This window comes from Serratia sp. JKS296, assembly GCF_900215445.1.
In the GTDB taxonomy this organism is placed as follows: Bacteria; Pseudomonadota; Gammaproteobacteria; order Enterobacterales; family Enterobacteriaceae; genus Serratia; species Serratia marcescens.
The window spans coordinates 3750612-3771478 of record NZ_OCMX01000001.1 but is presented as its reverse complement, the minus strand read 5'-3'; the positions used below and the strand labels follow the sequence as shown (position 1 = coordinate 3771478).

Annotated in this window: 19 protein-coding genes; 17 read left to right on the top strand and 2 right to left on the bottom strand. The window is 58.3% G+C overall.

Annotated elements, in window-relative coordinates; translation table 11 throughout:
* The first annotated feature begins 3 nt into the window (after positions 1 to 3).
* Complete coding sequence (gene pcp / locus CRO23_RS18100; protein WP_016928732.1) at positions 4 to 648, top strand: pyroglutamyl-peptidase I; 645 nt, start codon at positions 4 to 6, stop codon at positions 646 to 648.
* Between the two features lie 54 nt (positions 649 to 702).
* The gene (nei, locus tag CRO23_RS18095; RefSeq protein WP_097102600.1) at positions 703 to 1494 is read left to right on the top strand and encodes an endonuclease VIII; all 792 of its coding nucleotides are present in this window, start codon (positions 703 to 705) and stop codon (positions 1492 to 1494) included.
* 61 nt (positions 1495 to 1555) lie between these two features.
* Here the strand turns inward: nei and CRO23_RS18090 are convergent, their stop codons facing one another.
* Positions 1556 to 2848 carry a citrate synthase gene (locus tag CRO23_RS18090; protein WP_016928730.1) on the bottom strand — a complete coding sequence of 431 codons (1293 nt, stop codon included), beginning with the start codon at positions 2846 to 2848 and terminating at the stop codon, positions 1556 to 1558.
* 728 nt (positions 2849 to 3576) lie between these two features.
* Here CRO23_RS18090 and sdhC point away from each other — a divergent pair.
* The 8 genes from sdhC (at position 3577) to sucD (ending at position 13333) form a co-directional block, all read left to right on the top strand.
* Positions 3577 to 3966 carry a succinate dehydrogenase cytochrome b556 subunit gene (gene sdhC / locus CRO23_RS18085; RefSeq protein WP_004939893.1) on the top strand — a complete coding sequence of 130 codons (390 nt, stop codon included), beginning with the start codon at positions 3577 to 3579 and terminating at the stop codon, positions 3964 to 3966.
* Positions 3960 to 4307 (top strand): succinate dehydrogenase membrane anchor subunit, encoded by a 348-nt coding sequence (gene sdhD, locus CRO23_RS18080; protein WP_004939891.1) that lies wholly within the window; start codon positions 3960 to 3962, stop codon positions 4305 to 4307. Before sdhC ends, sdhD begins: the two co-directional genes overlap by 7 nt.
* Positions 4308 to 6074: a succinate dehydrogenase flavoprotein subunit gene (sdhA, locus tag CRO23_RS18075; protein WP_015376974.1), complete on the top strand. Its 1767-nt coding sequence runs from the start codon at positions 4308 to 4310 to the stop codon at positions 6072 to 6074.
* A gap of 16 nt (positions 6075 to 6090) precedes the next feature.
* Positions 6091 to 6807: a succinate dehydrogenase iron-sulfur subunit gene (locus CRO23_RS18070; protein ID WP_015376975.1), complete on the top strand. Its 717-nt coding sequence runs from the start codon at positions 6091 to 6093 to the stop codon at positions 6805 to 6807.
* A 275-nt stretch (positions 6808 to 7082) separates the two neighbouring features.
* Complete coding sequence (gene sucA / locus CRO23_RS18065; protein ID WP_025301881.1) at positions 7083 to 9890, top strand: 2-oxoglutarate dehydrogenase E1 component; 2808 nt, start codon at positions 7083 to 7085, stop codon at positions 9888 to 9890.
* A 64-nt stretch (positions 9891 to 9954) separates the two neighbouring features.
* The gene (gene odhB, locus CRO23_RS18060; RefSeq protein WP_015376977.1) at positions 9955 to 11172 is read left to right on the top strand and encodes a 2-oxoglutarate dehydrogenase complex dihydrolipoyllysine-residue succinyltransferase; all 1218 of its coding nucleotides are present in this window, start codon (positions 9955 to 9957) and stop codon (positions 11170 to 11172) included.
* Between the two features lie 122 nt (positions 11173 to 11294).
* Positions 11295 to 12461, top strand: coding sequence for an ADP-forming succinate--CoA ligase subunit beta (gene sucC, locus CRO23_RS18055; RefSeq protein ID WP_015376978.1), 1167 nt, complete (start codon positions 11295 to 11297; stop codon positions 12459 to 12461).
* The gene (gene sucD / locus CRO23_RS18050; protein WP_004939878.1) at positions 12461 to 13333 is read left to right on the top strand and encodes a succinate--CoA ligase subunit alpha; all 873 of its coding nucleotides are present in this window, start codon (positions 12461 to 12463) and stop codon (positions 13331 to 13333) included. The genes sucC and sucD overlap by 1 nt, the downstream gene beginning before the upstream one ends.
* A 72-nt stretch (positions 13334 to 13405) precedes the next feature.
* Here sucD and CRO23_RS18045 read toward each other — a convergent pair whose 3' ends face one another.
* Positions 13406 to 15304, bottom strand: coding sequence for a bifunctional metallophosphatase/5'-nucleotidase (locus CRO23_RS18045; protein ID WP_097102598.1), 1899 nt, complete (start codon positions 15302 to 15304; stop codon positions 13406 to 13408).
* A 682-nt stretch (positions 15305 to 15986) separates the two neighbouring features.
* Here CRO23_RS18045 and cydA point away from each other — a divergent pair.
* From cydA to tolR, 7 genes are all read left to right on the top strand, one after another.
* Entirely contained in the window at positions 15987 to 17555 is a 1569-nt protein-coding gene (cydA, locus tag CRO23_RS18040) for a cytochrome ubiquinol oxidase subunit I (protein ID WP_049300326.1), read from the top strand.
* 14 nt (positions 17556 to 17569) lie between these two features.
* A complete protein-coding gene (cydB, locus tag CRO23_RS18035; protein WP_016928727.1) occupies positions 17570 to 18709 on the top strand; it encodes a cytochrome d ubiquinol oxidase subunit II in 1140 nt (379 codons plus the stop codon).
* 17 nt (positions 18710 to 18726) lie between these two features.
* Positions 18727 to 18840: a cytochrome bd-I oxidase subunit CydX gene (gene cydX, locus CRO23_RS18030; protein WP_004939868.1), complete on the top strand. Its 114-nt coding sequence runs from the start codon at positions 18727 to 18729 to the stop codon at positions 18838 to 18840.
* Entirely contained in the window at positions 18840 to 19136 is a 297-nt protein-coding gene (gene ybgE / locus CRO23_RS18025; RefSeq protein WP_004939866.1) for a cyd operon protein YbgE, read from the top strand. Before cydX ends, ybgE begins: the two co-directional genes overlap by 1 nt.
* Positions 19137 to 19266: 130 nt before the next feature.
* On the top strand, positions 19267 to 19671 hold the full coding sequence (gene ybgC, locus CRO23_RS18020; protein WP_004939863.1) for a tol-pal system-associated acyl-CoA thioesterase: 405 nt from the start codon (positions 19267 to 19269) through the stop codon (positions 19669 to 19671).
* Complete coding sequence (gene tolQ, locus CRO23_RS18015) at positions 19668 to 20351, top strand: Tol-Pal system protein TolQ (RefSeq protein WP_004939862.1); 684 nt, start codon at positions 19668 to 19670, stop codon at positions 20349 to 20351. The genes ybgC and tolQ overlap by 4 nt, the downstream gene beginning before the upstream one ends.
* 12 nt (positions 20352 to 20363) lie before the next feature.
* Positions 20364 to 20792, top strand: coding sequence for a colicin uptake protein TolR (gene tolR / locus CRO23_RS18010; RefSeq protein ID WP_004939859.1), 429 nt, complete (start codon positions 20364 to 20366; stop codon positions 20790 to 20792).
* Positions 20793 to 20867: the final 75 nt, after the last annotated feature.

The following is a 20867-nucleotide window of genomic DNA, read 5'->3' as shown; positions in this document are numbered from 1 at the left end:
AGGATGCAAAAAGTATTGATCACCGGCTTCGAGCCGTTTGGTGGTGAGCGCCTCAATCCCTCCTGGGAAGTGGTGAAGCAGCTCAACGATATGGAACTGGTCGGCACGCGCATTGTGGCGCGCCAGCTGCCGTGCGTGTTCGGCGCGGCGCTGGAGGCGCTCAACGCGGCGATCGACGAGGTGCAGCCGGTGATGGTACTGGCTATCGGCCAGGCCGGCGGCCGCACCGACATCACGATTGAACGGGTGGCGATCAACGTCGACGACGCGCGTATCCCCGACAATCAGGGGCAGCAGCCGGTGGACGAACCGATCGTCGCCGGCGGTCCGGCGGCCTATTTCAGCACTTTGCCGATCAAAGCGATGGTGAGTTCGATGCGCGAGGCCGGCATTCCGGCCGCCGTTTCGCAGACTGCCGGCACCTACGTGTGCAACCATGTGATGTATGGGCTGCTGCACCGTTTGAGCGGCCAACGCGAGGTGAAGGGCGGTTTTATCCATATCCCGTATCTGCCTGAGCAGGCGGCGGCACACCCCGGCGCGCCGAGCATGGCGGCTTCGACGGTGCTGTTTGCATTGGAGCTGGCCGTTTCCATCGCTTTGCAGGTGGAACACGATCTGAAAGTGGTGGGCGGCGCGACGCATTAATCAAGAACACTCCCGGCGCACCGGGTTGCGCCGGGTCTACGCAAGGAGTGGTCTATGCCGGAAGGACCGGAGATCCGCCGGGCGGCGGACAAACTGGCGGCGGCGGTGATCGATCAGCCGCTGACCGCCGTCGATTTCGCTTTTCCCCAGTTGAAGCACTACCGCCAGCGTTTGCTCGGCGAGCGCATCGTCGCCATCGAGCCGCGCGGCAAGGCGCTGCTGACCCATTTCTCCAACGGGCTGACGATGTACAGCCATAACCAGCTGTATGGCGTGTGGAAAGTGGCGGCGGCGGGGGAGACGCCGGAGACCAAACGCGAACTGCGGGTGCGGCTGGAAACCGCTCGCAGCGCGATATTGCTCTACAGCGCTTCCGACATTACCCTCGGGCCGCGCGAGGAAATAGAACAACACCCGTTTTTGCAACGCATCGGCCCCGACGTGTTGGACATGTCGCTGACGGTGGATGAGGTGCAGGAGCGTTTGCTGACGCCGCGTTTTCGCCGCCGGCAGCTGGGTGGCATGCTGCTCGACCAGGCGTTTCTTGCCGGATTGGGCAACTATCTGCGCGCCGAAATCCTGTGGCAGGCCGAGTTGGCGCCGCAGCACAAACCGCAGGATCTGGCGCCAGAGGTGCTGCGGCGCCTGGCGGAGGCGTCGCTGGCGGTGCCGCGCCTTTCCTACCAGACGCGCGGGCAGGCGGATGACAACCGGCATCACGGCGCGCTGTTTCGCTTCAAGGTGTTTCATCGCAGCGGTGAGCCGTGCGAACGCTGCGGTGGGATGATCGTGCGTACCGACCTGTCGTCGCGGCCGTTTTATTGGTGCCCGGGCTGCCAGAAATAACCAAAAAAAAAAAACGCCGCCCGAAGGGGCGGCGCTGTACGGTTTCAGCCAGGAAAGTGGCTTACTTGTTTTTCAGCTGGGATTTGAAATCACGCTCGGCATAGCCGGTGTACAGCTGACGCGGACGGGCAATTTTGATGCCTTCGTCGTGCATTTCGTTCCAGTGGGCGATCCAGCCGATGGTGCGCGCGATGGCGAAGATCACGGTGAACATGGAAGAAGGAATGCCCATCGCCTTCAGGATGATGCCGGAGTAGAAGTCGACGTTCGGGTACAGTTTCTTCTCGATGAAGTACGGGTCGTTCAGCGCGATGTGTTCCAGCTCCATCGCCACCTGCAGCAGGTTGTCGTCCTTCTTGTTCAGCTCTTTCAGCACTTCGTGACAGGTTTCGCGCATCACGGTGGCGCGCGGATCGTAGTTCTTGTATACGCGGTGGCCGAAGCCCATCAGGCGGAAGGAGTCATTCTTGTCCTTGGCGCGCTTGATGAATTCCGGAATGTGCTCGACGGTCTTGATCTCTTCCAGCATTTTCAGCGCCGCTTCGTTGGCGCCGCCGTGCGCCGGCCCCCACAGGGAGGCGATGCCGGCCGCGATGCAGGCGAACGGGTTGGCGCCGGAAGAGCCGGCGGTGCGCACGGTTGAGGTAGAGGCGTTCTGCTCATGGTCGGCGTGCAGGATCAGGATGCGGTCCATGGCGCGTTCCAGCACCGGGTTCACCACGTATTCTTCGCACGGAGTGGCGAACATCATGTGCAGGAAGTTGCCGGCGTAGGACAGATCGTTGCGCGGATAAACGAACGGCTGGCCCAGGGAGTATTTGTAGCACATCGCGGCCACGGTCGGCATTTTGGACAGCAGGCGGAACGCGGTGATTTCACGGTGACGCTCGTTGTTGACGTCCAGCGCATCGTGGTAGAACGCCGCCAGCGCGCCGGTCACGCCGCACAGCACCGCCATCGGGTGCGAGTCGCGGCGGAAGCCACGGAACAGATGGGTGATCTGGTCGTGGATCATGGTATGGCGGGTTACGGTGGTCTTGAAGGTTTCGAATTCTTCTGGCGTTGGGGTCTCGCCGTACAGCAGGATGTAGCACACTTCCAGGTAGGAAGATTCTTTCGCCAGCTGCTCGATAGGGAAGCCGCGGTGCAGCAGCACGCCTTTGTCGCCGTCGATGAAGGTAATCTTGGATTCGCAAGAAGCGGTGGAGGTAAAGCCGGGATCAAATGTGAAATAACCTTTGGAACCCAGGGCGCGGACATCGAGGACATCAGGGCCCAGTGTCGGTGTCAATACGCCCAGTTCGATCGGAGCTTCGCTGTCGTTAATGGTTAGCGTCGCTTTCTTATCAGTCATTTACTGTCTCCTTAGCGCCTTATTTTAAAAACCACTAACAACTGAAATACCTTAAATCTCTGCAGGTTGTCCGCAAAAAATGGTGCGGACGCTAACTCTGTGAGCGACTGCGCAACTGTGCGCGGGTAGGGTACAGAGTGCTGACCAGGCGAACGAGACGGGTGACCAGTTGTTAACGATTCAGAGTAATTCGTTATAGTCTGTTAATCTTACCTATGAGCTGTTCGAAGAGATGTGAACCTATCCCAATAATCTGTTTTTATGTGCTTTATTTGCTTTTGACGCCGGCAAACTCGAGCGGGAAACAACGGCTATTGGGATAGGTTCGCCAAATACACTGTTGCATAACTCGAACCCGGGAGGAAGTGTATCTGCTGACCCATAGCGCATCATAGGACCGTTTGTGCCCCTATATGTAATGGAAATGTTGATCTCTTGTCAAATCAGATAATTAATTTTGCACTAATTGTGAAATCCGTGATCTGAATCACTGTTCGGGGGAAATGTTATCAAAGCGGTTGTATGAGAATTGTAATCAGAATGTGATCCTCCTATACTGCCGCCAGGTCTCCGGATTACCCTGAAGTAGGAGCACCCAGCGTTATAAATGCGCGCCGTTTGAGCACAGAGGATGTTGATGTTTGAGCGCGTGACGTGTAAGGGTTTTAGGCTCTTAACGCTGTCTGATCCCCGCCCAGGCCCGGAGGAAGGAAAATAATAAGAGCTGTGTGGGCAAATACGTGAAAAAACAACGACCTGTCAACTTGGATCTGCAAACGATCCGGTTCCCCGTAACTGCGATAGCGTCTATCTTACACCGAGTCTCTGGCGTAATTACCTTCGTTGCCGTGGGTATCCTCCTCTGGCTGCTGGGCCTGTCACTCTCTTCCCAAGAGGGGTTCCTGCAGGCGGCCGCCATCATGAATAGCTTCATCGTCAAATTCATATTCTGGGGCATCCTCACGGCGCTGGCCTATCACATTTGCGGTGGCATCCGTCACTTGTTAATGGATTTTGGCTACATCGAAGAGAGTTTGGCCGCCGGTACCCGTTCCGCCCAGGTGGCGATCGGTCTGACCGTCGTGCTGTCAGTTCTGGCTGGAGTCCTCGTATGGTAAACAACGTTTCTGCATTAGGGCGCAACGGCGTGCACGATTGGCTGCTGCTGCGTGCTTCCGCGATCATCATCACCCTGTACGTCCTGTATATCCTGGGCTTTTTCGTCACGGCTCCGGAACTCACTTATGACATCTGGCGCGGTTTCTTCGCCACTTCCATTACGAAAGTGTTCACTCTGCTGACCTTGCTGTCGATTCTGGTGCACGCCTGGATCGGGCTGTGGCAGGTGCTGACGGACTACGTCAAGCCGCTGGCGGTTCGCCTGGTGTTGCAGCTGGCTGTCGTGGTCGCGTTGCTGGTCTATTTACTGTACGGAACAATCGTAGTGTGGGGTGCTTAAATGAAACTGCCAGTCAGAGAGTTTGATGCCGTCGTAATCGGCGCCGGCGGTGCGGGCATGCGTGCCGCGCTGCAAATTTCCCAAGCGGGCTCGACCTGTGCCCTGCTGTCCAAAGTTTTCCCGACCCGTTCCCATACCGTGTCCGCACAGGGCGGCATTACCGTCGCGCTTGGCAACAGCCACGAGGACAACTGGGAATGGCATATGTACGACACGGTGAAAGGTTCCGACTATATCGGTGACCAGGACGCCATCGAATATATGTGTAAAACCGGCCCGGAAGCGATTCTGGAACTGGAACACATGGGCCTGCCGTTCTCTCGTCTGGACGACGGCCGCATTTATCAGCGCCCGTTCGGCGGCCAGTCGCTGAACTTCGGCGGCGAGCAGGCGGCGCGTACCGCAGCCGCAGCCGACCGTACCGGCCATGCGCTGCTGCACACCCTGTACCAACAGAACCTGAAAAACCACACCACCATCTTCTCCGAGTGGTATGCGCTTGATCTGGTGAAAAACCAGGACGGCGCGGTGGTCGGCACCACGGCTATCTGCATCGAAACCGGTGAAGTGGTTTACTTCAAAGCCAAGGCCACCGTGCTGGCGACCGGCGGCGCAGGCCGCATTTACCAGTCCACCACCAACGCCCACATCAACACCGGCGACGGTGTCGGCATGGCGCTGCGCGCCGGCGTGCCGGTGCAGGACATGGAAATGTGGCAGTTCCACCCGACCGGCATCGCCGGCGCGGGCGTGCTGGTGACCGAAGGCTGCCGCGGCGAAGGCGGTTACCTGCTGAACAAGCACGGCGAGCGCTTCATGGAGCGTTATGCGCCGAACGCCAAAGATCTGGCGGGCCGCGACGTGGTTGCCCGTTCGATCATGATCGAAATCCGCGAAGGCCGCGGCTGCGACGGTCCTTGGGGCCCGCACGCCAAGCTGAAGCTGGATCACCTGGGCAAAGAGGTGCTGGAATCCCGTCTGCCGGGCATTCTGGAACTGTCCCGCACCTTCGCGCACGTCGATCCGGTGAAAGAGCCGATCCCGGTTATCCCAACCTGTCACTATATGATGGGCGGCATTCCGACCAAGGTGACCGGCCAGGCGCTGACCGTGAACGAGAAGGGCGAAGACGTGGTGATCCCGGGGCTGTTCGCCGTGGGCGAAATCGCCTGCGTATCGGTGCACGGCGCCAACCGCCTGGGCGGCAACTCGCTGCTCGACCTGGTGGTGTTCGGCCGTTCCGCCGGCATGCACCTGCAGGAATCGCTGGAAGAGCAGGGCGTGAGCCGTGACGCCAGCGACTCCGACGTGGAAGCCTCGCTGGACCGTCTGAATCGTTGGAACAACACCCGTTCCGGCGAAGACCCGGTCGAAATTCGCAAAGCGCTGCAGTCTTGCATGCAGCACAACTTCTCGGTATTCCGCGAAGGCGATGCGATGGCTAAGGGCCTGGAAGAACTGAAAGTGATCCGTGAACGTCTGAAGAACGCACGCCTGGACGATACCTCCAGCGAGTTCAACACCCAGCGCATCGAATGTCTGGAGTTGGATAACCTGATGGAGACCGCGTATTCCACCGCCGTGTCGGCCAACTTCCGTACCGAGAGCCGTGGCGCGCACAGCCGCTTCGACTATCCGGAACGCGATGACGCCAACTGGCTGTGCCATTCGCTGTATCTGCCGCAATCGGAAAGCATGACGCGTCGTGAAGTGAACATGCAACCGAAGCTGCGCCCGGCATTCCCGCCGAAAGTGCGTTCTTACTAATTGCGGAGATCGACAGATGAAACTCGAATTTTCCATTTATCGCTACAATCCGGATGTCGACGACGCGCCGCACATGCAGGATTACACCCTGGAAGCGGAAGAAGGTCGCGACATGATGCTGCTGGATGCGTTGATCCAGCTGAAAGAAAAAGACCCGACCCTGTCGTTCCGTCGCTCATGCCGCGAAGGCGTGTGCGGTTCCGACGGCCTGAACATGAACGGTAAAAACGGCCTCGCGTGCATCACTCCGGTTTCGTCGCTGCGCAAAGGCAACGGCAAGATCGTGATCCGTCCGCTGCCGGGCCTGCCGGTGGTGCGCGATCTGGTGGTGGATATGGGCCAGTTCTATACCCAATATGAAAAGATCAAGCCATACCTGCTGAACGACGGCAAGAACCCGCCGGCGCGCGAGCACCTGCAATCGCCGGAGCAGCGCGCCAAGTTGGACGGTCTGTACGAGTGCATCCTGTGCGCCTGCTGTTCAACCTCTTGCCCATCGTTCTGGTGGAACCCGGACAAGTTCATCGGCCCAGCCGGTCTGTTGGCGGCGTATCGCTTCCTGATCGACAGCCGTGACACGGAAACGCAAGAACGTTTAGATGATCTGGACGACGCTTTTAGTGTTTTCCGCTGCCATAGCATTATGAATTGTGTCAGTGTATGCCCTAAAGGCTTGAACCCGACGCGTGCGATCGGGCATATCAAGTCCATGCTGCTGCAACGCGGCGCATAAACGGAATGAGATGCTGCGCCGGGCTCTTTTCCGGCGCACATCCCATAGGGGAGGGAACCTCTAAAAACTGACCCGCGGCTGCGGCGCTATGCAGCCTGGTTCTTCCGCCGGTTTTTAGAGGTTCCTTGTAAGGGACCGCAAGGTCCATAACAGAACGTATCGGGCCGTCATGGCCGCAAGTACGTCGAGTGAACCGTTTTACGGCAAACCGTATTCATCACGGTAATTATGTTAACCACGGCGAAAACTAAAGCTTCAAAGCTTAAGGGATCATGATGCAGAACGGCGCAATGAAGGCCTGGCTGGATTCCTCCTATCTGGCGGGCGCGAACCAGTCTTACATAGAGCAGCTCTATGAAGACTTCTTAACCGATCCGGGTTCCGTTGAAGATAGCTGGCGTTCCATTTTTCAACAGCTACCAACCGCGGGTGTCAAACCCGATCAGCTTCACTCTCAAACGCGCGATTACTTCCGCCGCCTGGCGAAAGACTCCGCGCGCTACAACACCACCATCACCGATCCGGAAACCGACGCCAAACAGGTCAAGGTACTGCAGCTGATCAACGCCTTCCGCTTCCGCGGGCATCAGCATGCCAACCTCGATCCGCTTGGCCTGTGGCAGCGCGAGCAAGTTCCTGACCTTGATCCCGCTTACCACAACCTGACCGAAGCCGATTTCCAGGAAACCTTCAACGTGGGCTCTTTCGCCATCGGCAAAGAAACCATGAAGCTGGGCGATCTGTATGCCGCGCTGAAGCAGACCTATTGCGGGTCGATCGGTGCTGAGTACATGCACATCACCAACACCGAAGAGAAACGCTGGATCCAGCAGCGTATCGAGTCGGTGGTGGGGCGCGCCAGCTTTACCGCCGACGAAAAACGCCGTTTCCTGAACGAGCTGACCGCGGCGGAAGGCCTGGAACGTTACCTGGGCGCCAAATTCCCGGGCGCCAAACGCTTCTCGCTGGAAGGCGGCGACGCGCTGGTGCCGATGCTGAAAGAGATGGTGCGCCACGCCGGCAAGAACGGCACGCGCGAAGTGGTGTTGGGCATGGCCCACCGCGGCCGTCTGAACGTGCTGATCAACGTGCTGGGCAAAAAGCCGGCCGATCTGTTCGACGAATTCGCCGGCAAGCATAAAGAACACCTCGGCACCGGTGACGTGAAATATCACCAGGGCTTCTCTTCCGACGTGGAAACCGAAGGCGGCATGGTTCACCTGGCGCTGGCGTTCAACCCGTCGCACCTGGAGATCGTCAGCCCGGTGGTCATGGGGTCGGTTCGCGCCCGTCGCGATCGTCTGGACGAAGCGCGCAGCAACATGGTGCTGCCGATCACCATCCACGGCGACGCCGCCATCACCGGCCAGGGCGTGGTTCAGGAAACCCTGAACATGTCTCAGGCCCGCGGCTACGAAGTGGGCGGCACCGTGCGTATCGTCATCAACAACCAGGTTGGCTTCACCACCTCCAACCCGCTGGATGCGCGCTCTACCGAATACTGCACCGACATCGCCAAAATGGTTCAGTCGCCGATCTTCCACGTTAATGCGGACGATCCGGAGGCCGTGGCCTTCGTCACCCGCCTGGCGTTGGATTTCCGTAACACCTTTAAGCGTGACGTGATGATCGATCTGGTCTGCTACCGTCGCCATGGGCACAACGAGGCCGACGAGCCGAGCGCCACCCAGCCGGTGATGTATCAGAAGATCAAGAAACACCCTACGCCGCGCAAAATCTATGCTGACGTGCTGACCGAGCAGAAAGTGGCCAGCCTGGAAGATGCCACGGAAATGGTCAACCTGTACCGCGACGCGCTCGACCGCGGCGATTGCGTGGTTGAAGAGTGGCGTCCGATGAACCTGCACTCCTTCACCTGGTCACCGTACCTGAACCACGAGTGGGACGAAGAGTACCCGAGCAAGGTTGAGATGAAGCGCCTGCAGGAGCTGGCACGCCGCATCAGCACCGTGCCGGAAGCGATCGAAATGCAGTCGCGCGTGGCGAAAATCTACGCTGACCGCGCCGAGATGGCCGCAGGCAACAAGCCGTTCGACTGGGGCGCCGCCGAAACGCTGGCCTACGCCACCATGGCGGATGAAGGCATTCCAATCCGCATCTCCGGCGAAGACGCCGGCCGCGGCACCTTCTTCCACCGTCACGCGGTGGTGCACAACCAGAAAAACGGTTCGGTCTACGTTCCGCTGGCGAATATCCACAGCGGCCAGGGCGAATTCAAGGTCTGGGACTCCGTGCTGTCTGAAGAAGCGGTGCTGGCGTTCGAATACGGCTACGCCACGGCGGAACCGCGTACGCTGACCATCTGGGAAGCGCAGTTCGGCGACTTCGCCAACGGCGCGCAGGTCGTTATCGACCAGTTCATCAGCTCCGGCGAGCAAAAATGGGGCCGTATGTGCGGCCTGGTGATGCTGCTGCCGCACGGCTATGAAGGCCAGGGCCCTGAGCACTCTTCCGCGCGTCTGGAACGCTATCTGCAGCTGTGCGCAGAGCAGAACATGCAGGTGTGCGTCCCGTCTACGCCGGCGCAGGTTTACCATATGCTGCGTCGTCAGGCGCTGCGCGGTATGCGCCGTCCGTTGGTGGTGATGTCGCCGAAGTCGCTGCTGCGTCATCCGCTGGCGATTTCTTCGCTGGACGAGCTGGCCAACGGCACCTTCCTGCCGGCGATCGGCGAGATCGACGACTTGGATCCGAAAGCGGTCAAGCGCGTCGTGCTGTGCTCCGGCAAGGTCTACTACGACCTGCTGGAACAGCGTCGCAAGAACGAGCAGAAAGACGTGGCCATCGTGCGCATCGAGCAGCTGTATCCGTTCCCGCATCAGGCCGTGCAGGCCGTGCTGGAGCAATACTCGCACGTGCATGATTTCGTCTGGTGTCAGGAAGAGCCGCTGAACCAGGGCGCCTGGTACTGCAGCCAGCACAACTTCCGTGAAGTGGTGCCGTTCGGGGCTTCTTTACGTTACGCAGGACGTCCGGCCTCCGCTTCTCCGGCGGTGGGCTATATGTCCGTACACCAGAAGCAGCAGCAGGCTCTGGTGAACGACGCGCTGAATATTGACTAATGTTCGCTCGCTTGCCGGCCGTGGGGCCGGCAAGCAGATGATAAAAAACTTAAGGGAAAGCTAAATGAGTAGCGTAGATATTCTGGTTCCTGACCTTCCTGAATCGGTTGCCGATGCGACCGTAGCCACCTGGCACAAAAAGCCGGGCGACAGCGTGCAGCGTGATGAAGTCCTGGTTGAAATCGAAACCGACAAAGTGGTGTTGGAAGTGCCGGCCAGTGAAGCGGGCATTCTCGATGCTATCGTGGAAGAAGAGGGCGCGACCGTACTGTCTCGCCAGCTGCTCGGCCGCATCCGCCCAGGCGACAGCTCCGGCAAACCGACCGCCGAGAAGAGCCAGGAGAAAGAGTCCACGCCTGCACAGCGCGCGACCGCGAGCCTGGAAGAAGAAAGCAATGACGCGCTCAGCCCGGCGATTCGCCGCCTGATCGCCGAACACGACCTCGATGCCGGCGCCATCAAAGGCACCGGCGTGGGTGGCCGCATCACGCGTGAAGACGTGGAAGCGCACCTGGCCAAAGGCGGCGCCGCCGCCAAACCGGCCGCCGCCGCTGAAGCCGCACCGCAGCCTGCTCTGGCCGGCCGTAGCGAAAAACGCGTGCCGATGACTCGCCTGCGCAAACGCGTCGCTGAGCGTCTGCTGGAAGCGAAGAACAGCACCGCGATGCTGACCACCTTCAACGAAATCAACATGCAGCCGATCATGGATCTGCGCAAGCAGTACGGCGAAGCCTTCGAGAAGCGTCACGGCGTGCGTCTGGGCTTCATGTCCTTCTACATCAAGGCGGTGGTTGAAGCGCTGAAGCGCTTCCCGGAAGTGAACGCGTCGATCGACGGTTCCGACGTGGTTTACCACAACTACTTCGACATCAGCATCGCGGTTTCTACCCCGCGCGGCCTGGTGACGCCGGTACTGCGCGATGTGGACGCCATGAGCATGGCTGACATCGAGAAGAAAATCAAAGAGCTGGCCGTTAAGGGCCGCGACGGCAAACTGACCGTGGAAGAGCTGACCGGCGGTAATTTCACCATTACCAACGGCGGCGTATTCGGCTCCCTGATGTCCACTCCGATCATCAACCCGCCGCAGAGCGCCATCCTGGGCATGCACGCCATCAAAGATCGCCCAATGGCGGTCAATGGTCAGGTGGTGATCCAGCCGATGATGTATCTGGCGCTGTCTTATGACCACCGCCTGATCGACGGTAAAGAATCCGTCGGTTATCTGGTGACGGTCAAAGAGATGCTGGAAGATCCGGCTCGTCTGCTGCTGGACGTCTAGTAACCCTTGCCGGGCGCGGCGTGCCGCGCCCGCACTCTGTGCTATGTGGCCGGAAAACCATGCGGTTTACCGCGTAATAATGGTCCGGCTAAAAACCTTCAGAACTGAATGGATAGAACATCATGAATTTACACGAATATCAGGCAAAACAGCTGTTTGCTCGGTATGGCATGCCGGCACCGACCGGTTACGCCTGTACCACTCCGCGTGAAGCAGAAGAAGCCGCATCCAAAATCGGCTCCGGCCCGTGGGTGGTGAAATGTCAGGTTCATGCTGGCGGCCGCGGTAAAGCGGGCGGCGTTAAAGTCGTCAACAGCAAAGAAGATATCCGTGCTTTCGCGGAAGCCTGGTTGGGCAAGCGTCTGGTGACTTACCAGACTGACGCGCTGGGCCAGCCGGTTAACCAGATCCTGGTTGAAGCGGCGACCGACATCGATAAAGAACTGTACCTGGGCGCCGTCGTAGACCGCGCGACCCGTCGCATCGTATTCATGGCGTCTACCGAAGGCGGCGTGGAAATCGAGAAAGTGGCGGAAGAAACCCCTGAACTGATCCACAAAATGACCATCGATCCGCTGGCGGGTCCACAGCCTTATCAGGGCCGTGAGCTGGCTTTCAAACTGGGCCTGACCGGCAAGCAAGTCAGCCAGTTCGCCAAGATCTTCATGGGCCTGGCGACGCTGTTCCTGGAGCGCGACCTGGCGATGGTTGAGATCAACCCGCTGGTGATCACCAAGCAGGGCGATCTGGTGTGCCTGGACGGCAAACTGGGCGCCGACGGTAACGCCCTGTTCCGTCAGCCTGAACTGCGTGAAATGCGTGACCCTTCTCAGGAAGATGAGCGTGAATCCCGTGCGGCCCAGTGGGAGCTGAACTACGTTGCCCTCGACGGCAACATCGGCTGCATGGTGAACGGCGCAGGTCTGGCGATGGGCACCATGGACATCGTTAAACTGCACGGCGGCGAGCCGGCCAACTTCCTGGACGTAGGCGGCGGCGCGACCAAAGAGCGCGTGACCGAAGCGTTCAAAATCATCCTGTCCGACGACAAGGTGAAAGCGGTTCTGGTTAACATCTTCGGTGGTATCGTTCGTTGCGATCTGATCGCCGACGGCATCATCGGCGCAGTGGCTGAAGTGGGCGTTAACGTCCCGGTCGTGGTGCGCCTGGAAGGGAACAACGCCGAACTGGGCGCCAAGAAACTGGCGGACAGCGGCCTGAATATCATTGCTGCGACCAGCCTGACTGATGCGGCTCAGCAAGTTGTTGCAGCAGTGGAGGGTAAATAATGTCCATCTTAATCGATAAAAACACCAAAGTAATTTGCCAGGGCTTCACCGGTAGCCAGGGGACTTTCCACTCCGAACAAGCTATCGCTTACGGCACCAAAATGGTTGGTGGCGTCACCCCAGGCAAAGGCGGCACTCAGCACCTGGGTCTGCCGGTGTTCAACACCGTGCGCGAAGCGGTTGAAGCGACCGGCGCGACGGCCTCCGTCATTTACGTTCCAGCGCCGTTCTGCAAAGACTCCATTCTGGAAGCGATCGATGCCGGCATCAAATTGATCATCACCATCACCGAAGGCATCCCGACCCTGGACATGCTGACCGTGAAAGTGAAGCTGGACGAAGCCGGCGTGCGCATGATTGGGCCGAACTGCCCTGGCGTGATCACCCCGGGCGAGTGCAAAATCGGCATCATGCCTGGCCACATCCACCTGCCGGGCAAAGTGGGCATCGTTTCCCGCTCCGGTACCCTGACCTATGAAGCGGTGAAACAAACCACCGATGCCGGTCTGGGCCAGTCCACCTGCGTGGGCATCGGCGGCGACCCGATCCCGGGCTCCAACTTCATCGATATCCTGAAGATGTTCCAGCAGGATCCGCAGACCGAAGCGATCGTGATGATCGGTGAGATCGGCGGCAGCGCTGAAGAAGAAGCGGCAGCTTACATCAAAGAACACGTCACCAAACCGGTTGTCGGTTACATCGCCGGCGTGACCGCGCCGAAAGGCAAGCGTATGGGCCACGCGGGCGCCATCATCGCCGGCGGCAAAGGCACGGCGGACGAGAAGTTTGCTGCGCTGGAAGCGGCGGGCGTGAAAACCGTTCGCAGCTTGGCGGACATCGGCGACGCGGTAAAAGCGGTGCTGAAGCGCTAAGATCTTAGTACGAAATAATAATATCTCGACATGTTTGGCCACCCATTGGGTGGCCTTTTTTATGGGCGAAGATCAGAAGTCGTTGAGTGCTTTGATCAGCGCGATCCGATCCTGCAGGCGGCGCTGCTGCACCGGATCCACGGCAGTTTGCCGCTGTTGATCCAGCGAGGTGAGGGCGGCGCGGTAATCGTCGGCGTTGCTGAACAGCGCGTCTTTGACGTTGATCGAGGCGACGTTGGTGTAGCGCCCGTCGTCGGTGGTCGGTACCTGGATAACGCCTTCATTAAGCAGCCGTTTGACGATCGCCCGCTGCGGTTCGTATCCTTCCATGCCAACCAGTTTCCAGCGCTGCGGCGGTACGCCCTGGTATTGGCCGTGTTTCACTTCCGTCAGGTAGCGCAGGGCCAGGTGGCGAATGGTGCCTTCTTCTTCACCGTATTGCGCTTTGCTGTCGAACAGCACCGGGAAGGATTGCCCTTCCAGCGCGCCGCCCTTTTGCGTCAGGTGGCCCATGCGGTAACTGTTCATGCCCAGACGGATCGGCATGTCGTCGGTGACCGGCGTGCCGTCCGCCAGGCGCAGATCGACGATGCGCGAACCGGCGGGTTGGCGCAGATCAATGGTATAGGTGACGCCATCGAAGAAATCGTTGGTGGAATATTTGGACGAACGCCGCGCCGGGTTAAAGCTGTAGGTGACGTCGCCCGGCTGCAGCTGATTGAAGTAGCCGGCGGACCACTCCATATAGCGTTTAAGCGCTTTACCGTTAAGTTGATAAACGGTGATCTCGCCGCCGGCGTATTGGTAGTTAAAGGCGATATCCTTGGCCTTGATGTCGCCGACGTCCAGTTTGGCGCGATCGTTGTCGATCTGCAGAGCGATCACCTGCGCCTGCGGTGCGTAGTGACGGGCGGCCTGCTGGAACAGCGCGCTGATGCCGGTATCCTGCACGTGCACCTGAGGAATGCCGCGGAACTCGTCGGCAGGCACCAGATCGCTGCCGCTCAGCTTCGCCACCACCCGGTTGGCGTTGGCGCGCAAAATGTCATGATACGGCTGGTAGAGAGCCTGCATGGCGCTGTCCGGCGTCAGCCCTTTGATCGGGTAGGTGTAGCTGTTTTTGTCGATCAGCGTGAATTTGCCGTCGCGGCGTTCAAATTGCAGATCGATGCGTGACAGCGCGCGGCCGTATTTGTCCGGTTCGGTGATGATGACGCCGTTGACCACCGCCTTGTCGATCTTCACATGCATGTGGCCGGCGACGATTGCCGCCAGTTCCGGGTTGGCGTTGGCAATGTCGGCCACGCCGGTGCCCGGGCGCTGGTTCTCGTTGTCGATGCCCATATGCGCCACCAGTACGATGGCGTCGACCTGGCCGTCGATTTGTTTGATGACCTGTTTCACCGCCTGCACCGGATCGGTGAAGTTCAGCCCTTTGATGCGATCGGTGCCCTTGGCGAATTCAGCGGTCATCGGCGTGTCCATGCCGATAATGCCGATCTTCACGCCCTGACGTTCGAGGATGGTGTAGGCCGGCAGATAAGGCTTGCCGTTGTCCCAGACGATGTTGCCCGCCAGCGCCGCGCCCTTGAACTGCTTGAGCGGGGTGGCCAGCACCGGCAGGCCGAAGTCGAACTCGTGATTGCCCATCACCCAGACGTCGTAATTGAGCGCATTGAGGCCCAGCATCATCGGGCTGATGGCCTCATGCTTGAAGGTTTCAACGAAGTTGCCCTGAATAGTGTCGCCGGCGTCCACCAGGATCAGGTTAGGCTGCTCGGCGCGCACCTTTTTGACCTGAGTGGCTATCTGGCTCAGGCTGCCCGCCAGGTTTTCCGTGTCGCTGGCGTAGTCCCAAGGCACGAAGGTACCGTGCAGATCGGAGGTGCCCAGCAGGGTGATGTTTACCGTTTCGGCGGCCATGGCGTTTCCCGAGAGTCCCAAGACAGAGGCAAAGATGATTTTTTTCATAACTTATTGTCACTCAATGCAATTTTAACATAAGCGGTCATTTTGCTACAAAATCGCAACCTTTACGATCCCATCGCGAGAAATAGACTAATATTGGAGAGAGATTTGTTGTTTTGTGACTGCAATCACTGTCACGGCTTAATGGAAATAAAAGGTTAATTATGTCGCAGAATAAGCGCGTAATAATACAATGGCGGCTCTTTTAAATTACATTTATTTAACACAAAAATATCATTAAAAAACAATTAAACCATTGCGCAACATGCCCTCAAGAAAAATAGGCGAAATGTGCTGATGAATATGGAAATAATATGCGGATAGGCTTAAATTGTCTCAGATCAAATTAGCCCGAAGTACCTCTTTCGGCTAAGATTTGACCTGTAACCAAAAGTCCAACCCACGTCACGTAAAAACCTATTTATTGTGTGGGATTGGGCGAGTATCATCCATGTTGTGATTATGGATGGTTGATCTTGTTGCATTTGTTACCCGTTGTCGGTTTTCAGTGGCGTGCTTGTCGACGGCCCGAGAGGCTATTGGCGAGTGTGCGGTTGAAAGCGGAGAAGCTGGATCAAATTTGTTGTGTTTAAGGGCATTCACTGCGGGGCGTTACTGGCGGCTTTGAAAGAAGCATGCCGATAACCGCGTGTCGGAGTCTTCCTGCGAGGAGCAAGGAGTCAAGATGTTTGATATTGTCGAACTGTCGCGCTTACAGTTTGCTTTAACGGCGATGTACCATTTCTTATTTGTCCCATTAACGCTCGGTATGGCGTTCTTGCTGGCAATTATGGAAACGGTATATGTCCTGTCTGGCAAACAAATCTATAAAGACATGACCAAATTCTGGGGAAAGTTATTTGCGATTAACTTTGCTCTGGGTGTGGCCACCGGTTTGACCATGGAGTTCCAGTTCGGGACCAACTGGTCGTATTTCTCTCATTACGTCGGCGATATCTTCGGGGCCCCACTGGCTATCGAAGGTCTGATGGCGTTCTTCCTTGAATCGACGCTGGTCGGCCTGTTCTTCTTCGGCTGGGATCGTCTGAGCAAGGTGCAGCACATGGCGGTAACCTGGTTCGTGGCCCTCGGCTCCAACCTGTCCGCGCTGTGGATCCTGGTCGCCAACGGCTGGATGCAGAACCCGATCGCGTCGGATTTCAACTTCGAAACCATGCGCATGGAGATGGTCAGCTTCTCCGAGCTGGTGCTTAACCCGGTTGCGCAGGTGAAATTCGTTCACACCGTGGCTGCAGGTTACACCACCGGCGCCATGTTCGTGCTGGGCATCAGCTCTTACTATCTGCTGAAGGGCCGCGACATCGCTTTCGCCAAGCGCTCCTTCGCCATCGCCGCCAGCTTCGGCATGGCTGCGGTGCTGTCGGTGATCGTGCTGGGTGACGAATCCGGTTACGAAATGGGCGACGTACAGAAAACCAAACTGGCCGCCATTGAAGCGGAGTGGGATACCCAGCCGGCGCCGGCGTCCTTCACCCTGTTCGGCATTCCCGATCAGGACAAGATGGAAAACTCCTTCTCTATTCAGATCCCGTATGCGCTTGGCCTGATCGCCACGCGTTCCACCGACACGCAGGTCACCGGCCTGAAAGATCTGCTGGCGCAACATGAAGTGCGCATCCGCAACGGCATGAAAGCCTACCAGCTGCTGGAAGAGCTGCGCGGCGGCAATACCGATCCTGCGGTGCGTGCGGAATTCAACAAAACCAAGCAAGACCTGGGCTACGGCATGCTGCTGAAGCGTTATACCCCGAACGTCAGCGACGCGACGGAAGCGCAGATCCAGCAGGCGACCAAGGATTCCATTCCACGCGTGGCGCCGCTGTACTTCGCCTTCCGCATCATGGTGGCCTGTGGCGTGCTGATGCTGCTGATTATCGGCCTGTCCTTCCTGAGCGTGGTGCGCGGCCGCATCGGCCAGAAAAAATGGCTGTTGCGTGCGGCGCTGTATGGCCTGCCGCTGCCGTGGATCGCGGTGGAAGCTGGCTGGTTCGTGGCGGAATACGGCCGTCAACCGTGGGCGATTGGTGAGGTGCTGCCGACCGCAGTCGCCAACTCTTCGCTGACCGCGGGCGACATTCTGTTCTCGATGGGGCTGATTTGCGGCTTGTACACCCTGTTCCTGGTGGCTGAAATGTACCTGATGTTCAAGTTTGCGCGTCTGGGTCCAAGCAGCCTGAAAACCGGCCGCTACCACTTTGAACAACCGACTGCCGCCGTGCAGGAAGCGCGCTAAACAGGAGTCCACGTATGTTTGACTATGAAGTACTGCGATTTATCTGGTGGGTGCTGGTTGGCGTACTGCTGATCGGCTTCGCCGTCACCGACGGTTTCGACATGGGCGTCGGCATCCTGGTGCGCATCATCGGTAAAACCGATACCGAGCGCCGGGTGATGATCAACTCCATCGCCCCGCACTGGGACGGTAACCAGGTGTGGCTGATCACCGCCGGCGGTGCGCTGTTCGCCGCCTGGCCGATGGTCTACGCAGCGGCCTTCTCGGGCTTCTACGTCGCCATGATCCTGGTGCTGGCGGCCTTGTTCTTCCGCCCGGTCGGTTTTGACTACCGTTCCAAGCTGGAGAGCACCCGCTGGCGCAACATGTGGGACTGGGGCATCTTCATCGGTTCCTTCGTGCCTGCATTGGTGTTCGGCGTGGCGTTCGGCAACCTGCTGCAGGGCGTGCCGTTCCATGTGGACGAGTACCTGCGTCTGTTCTACACCGGCAACTTCTTCCAACTGCTGAATCCGTTCGGTCTGTTGGCAGGCGTGGTCAGTCTGACCATGCTGGTCACTCAGGGCGCGACTTACCTGCAGATGCGCACCACCGGCGAGATCCACCTGCGGTCACGCGCCGCAGCGCAGATCGCGACGCTGATCATGGCGGTATGCTTCCTGCTGGCGGGCGTGTGGCTGGTGAAAGGCATCGACGGCTACGTGATCACTTCGGCGCTGGACACCATGGCGGAATCCAACCCGCTGCGTAAAGAAGTGGCGCATCAGGCCGGCGCATGGCTGATCAACTTCAACAAGTATCCGCTGCTGTGGGCGTTGCCTGCGCTGGGCGTGGTGCTGCCGTTGTTCACCATCCTGTTCTCGCGTCTGGAGAAAGGCGCGCTGGCGTTCGTCACCTCGTCGCTGACCATCGCCTGCGTCATCCTCACTGCCGGGGTCACCATGTTCCCGTTCGTGATGCCGTCCAGCACCGTGCCTAACGTCAGCCTGACCATGTGGGACGCGACCTCGAGCCTGTTGACGCTGAAAGTGATGACCGTCGTGGCGGCGATCTTCGTGCCTATCGTTTTGGCGTACACCAGCTGGTCGTACTACAAAATGTTCGGTCGCCTCGACAAGAATTACATCGAAAACAACAAGCATTCGCTGTACTAAGGATAAGGAGCTAAACCATGTGGTATTTTGCCTGGATTCTCGGAACGCTTCTTGCCTGCGCCTTCGGCATCATCACGGCGCTGGCGCTTGAGCAGAGCGAAGCGACCAAAGCTCAGCAAGACGGTAAGTGATGAGCTCGTCCGTGATTGACAAGCTGTACGCTGTCACCGACAAGGGCCCGGTTCGGGCCCTTTCCCTGGTGCTGGCGTTGATTTTGGCGGGGTGCGTGTTCTGGGATCCGACGCGTTTCGCCGCCAAAACCAGCTCGCTGGAGATTTGGGAAGGGCTGTTGCTGATTTGGGCCGTATGCGCCGGGGTGATCCACGGTTTCGGATTCCGCCCGCAGCGCAGCGTCTGGCGCGCTTTTTTCGCGCCGCTTCCCGCAATTGTGATCTTGTGCGCAGGATTACTTTACGTTTCTTTATAATCTCCCCGATGTCCCCACGTTATGGGCCCTCACGGCCCATAATTATTTTCATTCCCATCTTGTAACCCATTCCCAACCCGATCCGTCTTGCGTATAGTAGCAGCGTTAAATTGCATTGCTGGGAAGTAGAGTGAGTAATACGTTGTTTCGATGGCCGGTTCGCGTTTACTACGAGGATACCGATGCCAGTGGTGTGGTCTATCACGCCCGCTACGTCGCCTTTTTTGAAAGAGCGCGCACAGAGATGCTGCGTCAGCACAACTTTCATCAACAGCAGCTGCTCAGTGAACAAGTCGCTTTTGTCGTCCGGCGCATGACGGTGGATTATCTGGCTCCGGCTCGTCTCGACGAGCAACTGGAGGTCCAGAGTGAAATCACCTCTCTGCGCGGGGCTTCTCTCACGTTTGCTCAACGCATTGTCAATTCTGACGGGGCCCTACTGAGCCAGGCAGATGTCCTGATTGCCTGTATTGATCCACACCAAATGAAGCCAAGAGCGCTTCCTAAGTCTATTGTCGCGGAGTTTAAGCAGTGACTGACATGAACATCCTAGATTTATTCTTGAAGGCGAGCCTGCTGGTTAAGCTTATCATGTTGATTTTGATATGCTTCTCGGTAGCCTCCTGGGCGATCATCATTCAGCGCACCCGCATCCTCAATGCGGCGACGCGCGACGCCGAAGCCTTTGAAGACAAATTCTGGTCCGGTATCGAGCTTTCCCGTCTGTACCAGGAAAGTCAGGCGCGTCGCGATAGCCTGACCGGTTCCGAGCAGATCTTCCATTCCGGTTTCAAAGAGTTCGCCCGCCTGCACCGCGCCAACAACCATGCGCCGGAGTCGGTGATCGAAGGGGCGTCGCGCGCGATGCGCATTTCGATGAACCGCGAGCTGGAAACGCTGGAAACCCATATTCCGTTCCTCGGCACCGTCGGTTCGATCAGTCCGTACATCGGTCTGTTCGGCACCGTGTGGGGGATCATGCACGCCTTTATCGCGCTGGGCGCGGTGAAGCAAGCCACGCTGCAGATGGTGGCGCCGGGTATCGCCGAAGCGCTGATCGCCACCGCGATCGGTCTGTTCGCCGCCATCCCGGCGGTAATGGCCTATAACCGTCTCAACCAGCGCGTCAACAAGCTTGAGCAGAATTACGACAACTTTATGGAAGAGTTCACCGCTATTCTGCATCGTCAGGCCTTCTCCAGCGACAGCAAATAAGTAGGAGGTAGCATGGCGAGAGTACGTGGACGTAGTCGGCGCGAGCTGAAGTCCGAAATTAACATCGTTCCGCTGCTCGACGTGTTGCTGGTGCTGCTGCTGATCTTTATGGCAACCGCGCCAATCATCACGCAGAGCGTGGAGGTTGACCTGCCGGACGCCACCGATTCCAAAACGGTGTCCAGCGATGACAATCCGCCGGTGATCCTTGAGGTTTCCGGCGTAGGTCAATACACCCTGGTGGTGGATCACAACCGTATGGAGCTGCTGCCGCCTGAACAAGTCGCGGCCGAAGCCAAGTCGCGTTTGGCGGCTAACCCGAAAACGGTCTTTTTGATCGGCGGTGCGAAGGAAGTCCCTTACGATGAGATTATCAAGGCATTGAATATTCTCCATCAGGCGGGCGTAGCTTCCGTGGGGCTGATGACCCAGCCGATCTGACCGTAAGGCGAACGGCAACCCGGTTCCTGCGCTGCGGCCCAGGAACCCCGTATAAGCAACACCAGTTTTTGGGAA